The 4,804-nt window shown below is 53.0% G+C and carries 6 protein-coding genes; all 6 read right to left on the bottom strand.

The genetic code is table 11. The annotated features are described in order from the left end of the window. Nucleotides 1-408 precede the first annotated feature (408 nt). Nucleotides 409-816 carry a DUF2442 domain-containing protein gene (locus CFR72_RS16200; protein WP_110914765.1) on the bottom strand — a complete coding sequence of 136 codons (408 nt, stop codon included), beginning with the start codon at nucleotides 814-816 and terminating at the stop codon, nucleotides 409-411. Then, entirely contained in the window at nucleotides 806-1,042 is a 237-nt protein-coding gene (locus CFR72_RS16195) for a DUF4160 domain-containing protein (protein WP_040133518.1), read from the bottom strand. Before CFR72_RS16195 ends, CFR72_RS16200 begins: the two co-directional genes overlap by 11 nt. A gap of 1,075 nt (nucleotides 1,043-2,117) precedes the next feature. Continuing rightward, nucleotides 2,118-3,023, bottom strand: coding sequence for a replication protein RepA (locus tag CFR72_RS16190; RefSeq protein ID WP_025812575.1), 906 nt, complete (start codon nucleotides 3,021-3,023; stop codon nucleotides 2,118-2,120). A 201-nt stretch (nucleotides 3,024-3,224) separates the two neighbouring features. Beyond that, the gene (locus CFR72_RS16185) at nucleotides 3,225-3,479 is read right to left on the bottom strand and encodes a ribbon-helix-helix domain-containing protein (RefSeq protein ID WP_110914764.1); all 255 of its coding nucleotides are present in this window, start codon (nucleotides 3,477-3,479) and stop codon (nucleotides 3,225-3,227) included. 29 nt (nucleotides 3,480-3,508) lie between these two features. After that, the gene (locus CFR72_RS16180; RefSeq protein ID WP_110914763.1) at nucleotides 3,509-4,159 is read right to left on the bottom strand and encodes an AAA family ATPase; all 651 of its coding nucleotides are present in this window, start codon (nucleotides 4,157-4,159) and stop codon (nucleotides 3,509-3,511) included. Between the two features lie 192 nt (nucleotides 4,160-4,351). Then, a complete protein-coding gene (locus CFR72_RS16175) occupies nucleotides 4,352-4,690 on the bottom strand; it encodes a site-specific integrase (RefSeq protein WP_244182350.1) in 339 nt (112 codons plus the stop codon). Nucleotides 4,691-4,804 lie beyond the last annotated feature (114 nt).

Here is a 4,804-nt window from a genome sequence, read left to right as displayed (position 1 = left end):
TGTCTCACCGCTGGGATGGGAACACATCAACCTCACCGGCGAATATCGCTGGCCTAAATCCTTAGCGTAGGATTTCGCCCCCTCCCGCAAACGACCCCTTTCAGGTTTTTTTGATTTCGTAAGTTATAGGCGTTTCGTGAGGACGGCCTATTTTTTGATTTCATATAATGAAGTTCCTATAGGCGCTCCACGAACGCTCCCCCGTCGCTCCCTAAGCGCTCCCAATAGAAACGTAGGCCCTCATACACCATTGCACCGCTGGTGCGGGCATGCCCAAAGGGCTTGGAAAACCCGAGCCCCTTCAGCCAAATGGTAGACCGTATCGGTCCACCCTTTCGGCGAGAATGGTCGTTGCAGCGAGCAGACGTGACACGACAGTTCCCTACCGCCTGAAAGGCGGTGACTATCTTACGCGACGTTCCTTGGCCGACCGCCTTTAGCACCATTCCGGCGTGCCGCCGCCGCCTTTGCCTGACTGGCGGACGATCCGCCCACGCGTCCCATCTGTGCTGCCATCCAGCTTCGGGAACCGTAGATACCGTGGATCAGACCTTCGACCAGAACATCGGCGTCGAGACGGGGCCAGTGAAGGCCATTACCCAGCGGGGTGATCTCGATCTCGGCCAGATCATTCAGGGAAGCGTCCTGCAAATCTTGTAGCAGATCCACAGGCACGCTCATCTCAACACCGTTGGAGAGCGTGACGTGAAGAGCGCGGCGAGCACGGATAAACCGTGCGGAGACCGCATGAGGAATTGTTGCTCTATGAAGCGCGTCTGCTTCACGAGCGGCCTGATAGTTCATGTCATTCGCCATGTATCTTCTCCCATGCTTCAGCCAACATCTCAGCGTGGTCCTGCACGATGACAAGGGCTTCCTGTATGACCTTATCTTTCATGCCACCTGCCCGTATCAGTCGGGCTTTCCTGCCAATTTCAATCACCGCTTCTCCATCCGCGCTTATGACGTGAACGTGCATTGGCACATGATCTGCCGTGTAAATCACGACACGAAATCCATTGATGCGTAGAAGCGTCGGCATAATGCACCATATCCCTAACGCTTGGGTTTTTCAATCAGAACTATCCCACTGAAAGTTAGGAGCAGGATATCTGGACGGTCAGACAGAAATGGACAGCCCATCAATTCCTGATAAAGCCAGCAGAGCGCCCTGAGAGGCCGCACAAAGCGCAATTCCCGTTACCGCTCACAAACTAGCCACCACACGCGGTAATGCCTGTACGGCCACCCTGTGGCGGCTGACGGGCATGCCGCAACACGTGAGCTGCTGAATGATCGCCTGAACACCGGTGCGCCTTGAGCAGATTACGGTCTTGTCCGGTTTTTCTGGTGTTGCAGGCGTCGGGCGAGCGCGGAGCGGGAGCCCCGTAGGGCGTCGAAGGCGCCGACGCAGGAGAGGAAGGTGCTGGTGGAGAGACGATGCGTTACCGCATCGTCAGATTATGATTTCGCGCCGTAGGCGTGTCTGTTTAGCGCAGCCCTGAAAGGGCGAGCAGGGGGATGCCGGGTGGGAGATCGCGCTATGCGCGATCGGGGCGGCCGTAGGCCGCGAGCCGGCGGGGGCGTAGTCCCCAAGAGGCGGTGATTTAGATCGAAATTTTAAGTCTTATATTTACCCACAATTTCGTTAGAAATTATCGGACAACTACCGGAAAAACCTATCGGTTTAGATAACGGGAATCATATCGGTTTTAGGGGGGTGGTGATTGCACCGTGCCTATGGGTGGTGATTGCACCGTGTCTACGGGTGGTGATTGCACCGTATTAGGGTGGTGATTGCACCGGGATAACTTTTCTATTCACAGAGAGAGGCCTTCTCCTAGAAACAGTGGCAATCGCACTATTTTTTGGTGGCTTTGAGCAGAACAAGAGGGGTGGTGATTGCACCGTGCTTTCAGTGCCTCCGCAAATGCCAAAAGGGTGGTGATTACACCGCCTTCCTCTGACATCGAAGCAGACGCAAAAGGATAGCACTTGCATTATAATTGAACCGTTGATGCCGTTGCTAAAAGGGTGGTAATTGCACCGCGCTCAGTCGACAGGGCCAGTGGTCAACGGGTGGTAATTGCACCGCTCATTTTTGTCAGATTTTTTGATTAAGTATCTGATCCGATGGTTTTTTGATAGGCGATGATTGTCTGCCGCGGTACGGGCGGCGGTGATGCGATCAGTCTTAGACCCGTCCGAACCTGTTCAAGCCTTGCATCTGGATAAACAGCCGCAACCTGTCGCAATGCGATCAGGAATGCCTTCTTGAAATTCTTATCGTCCGTATATTCCTGCCCAAACTGCAAACGAAGGTTGGCCCAAGTAAGCTTCTCACCAGGCCGCCGCACCCGATGAAGTCGATGGGCAAGCCACGTGTAGATGTCGAGCGCTAAAGCTGAGTGCTGCAAACCCTCAAGTGCACGAGGGTCAAGTGGGACAGCGTTTTCTTTCAATTCCTGCCAGAATTTTTCGGATAGCTCGATCGTGCTATCTTTTGCGAGATTTTTGGTCCACGCATCGAATTCATCCACCGGCCGGGCATTCAGATTGCGCGACCCGTAGCCGAGCTTCATTTCACAGGCGCACAAGGCGTTCATCTGTGCCCGAAATGCCTCACGGGATGGACCATTCTGGCTGATGTTGAGGCGTTTCATAAATTCACTGATAGTCCGTCCGACTGCAACAATACGCGATTTCGTTCGGATCGCTTCGGTGCTGATGTGGAAAAGCGCCAATCGTGGCTTGGTTCCATACGGGACGAAGAGCTTTTCCCAATGGCCATCGTTAAACATTTCTCCTGCTGTAATAAGCAGGGATGCCTTGCCATTGTTTCGTTCAAAGCGAGTTTCTTTCGTCCGTTTACGGGGAAGACCAACCTGGCAGAGCACCGTGTGCATGAACTCAATCTCATCAGGCGGAGTTGCCTGAATTTCAGCCGAGAGCTGAATGACACGTGCGGTTGTGGGAGAAAGGACAAGTTCACTCTGTTCTGATGGTGGTTTGCGTTTGCTCATTCGTCCGATCCCACTCTGTCCCTGCTACGTTGTTCAGCATACGACCGATGACGCAAGGCCTGTTCGTCTTCTCAGCCATCTTCTGTCTATGTGTCATAAGCCGAGATCCCCTTTAGGGAGACATATGCGCGTTCAGTGGCTCTAAAATTAACCCAGTAAATTACCATTAAGATATTTTTTGAATATTCTTAAAATATCATTTTAACTTTCTTCCAACGTTTTGAAAATTGCCATACTGATAAACGCAGCTCGGCCTGTTCCCATAGCTTCAGCGCGTTCATCAACACGCCGTAACAAGTCTGGAGCAATGGTCAAACTAATCTGGCGTTTATGTCCCTTTGGCAACCCTTTGTCGTATGATAGAGGCTTTGTTTTTCCTGCATCAGGAGCTCCAGTAACGAAAGCATCTGCAGCAGATTCTACCGACGTTGGTTTAGCTTTGCGATGAATTGCCATTTAATCTATCCTTAATATGTTATGAATATTCAAATTGGATTAAAAACGGCATTTGCAAGTGCAGAAATTTCAGCGACAGCTTTGGGGTCTCGCGGCGTCAGTTCGGAAACAGCCAGACCTGCTCCACCAGCATTACTGAACGCTTTGCGGCGTCGAATTGGTATCGGCAGATAAATGAATTGCGGCACTTCTTTCACTGCTGCAGCAGCCTCTGCATTATCCGTTGAATGGTCTCCTGGATCGGCTTGGTTCATAACAGCTACAGCACGCAATCCATCCCGAACACTTCGTGCTTCATCAATGAGAGCAGCCATGTCGTCTAGTGCCCATACGTCATAGGAACGCGGCGCAAACGGAACCAGAAGCGTATCAGCGAGAATGAGTGCTGCACGAAGCGCTGTAGAATCTCGGCCGCCAACATCGATGATAATATCATCCCATTTATCACGCTGCTGCTGAACTTGGGCACGTAGATTGGGGCCGTCTGGATACTGTGCACAAGCAATCCAAGGTAGCTTTCCAGCTTCAGAACGAGCTGCGATAGCAGCAGCAGCTGTACCCTGTCGATCACCATCAATCAGCCATACCTCTCTACCAGCAGTGGCACGGATTATGGCGAGTTGAACAGCTAAAGTGGTCTTCCCCACCCCTCCTTTCGTATTCCCTATTGCTATAATCACTTTTTAATCCTTTTTGAATATTCAAAATAACGTCTTTTCATCTCATAATATGTTTGCCTTTGTCAACCATATAAAATGTGAAATGAATATTCATTCAATTTGAATATAGGATATTTCCCCAAACGAGATATTTCTCGTTTACCCCCACATTTTCCGTGCGATATCCTGCTCCTCGGCGCCGACGGCATCGGCCTAGATGGCGGTGGTGGAGAGCTGGGCGTGGCCGAGCCATTTCTGCACCATGTTGAGGGGGATGCCGCTGGAGACGGCGGCGACGCCGAAGGCATGGCGCAGGCCCTTGGGGGACGCGGCCGGGCCGGACAGGCCGGCGGCGGCCATGACCGCGTGCACGGCCCGCCAGCCGGTCATGCGGGACCAGGGCCACAGCCGGGCGGCCGCTCCACGGCCCCGCCGACGCTGGGCCTCGCGGATGCCATGCACCAGATCCAGGGCCTCGAGCAGGGACGGGGGCACCGGCACGGCGCGATAGATCCCGTCCTGGCGCTTCTTGAGCGTGGCGAACACCAGCACGCCACCGGCCAGGTCAGAGGTGGACCCGTCTGTTCGGACAGTTTTTGGGTTTGAATAAGCTATACCCGGTTGTTGTTATGCCGCCATTCTGACGGCGTTGCTGTTGGCCATCTG

The organism is Gluconacetobacter entanii (assembly GCF_003206495.1).
GTDB lineage: Bacteria > Pseudomonadota > Alphaproteobacteria > Acetobacterales > Acetobacteraceae > Novacetimonas > Novacetimonas entanii.
The sequence above is the reverse complement of the archived record's forward strand: the minus strand, read 5'-3'. Positions and strand labels throughout refer to the sequence as shown.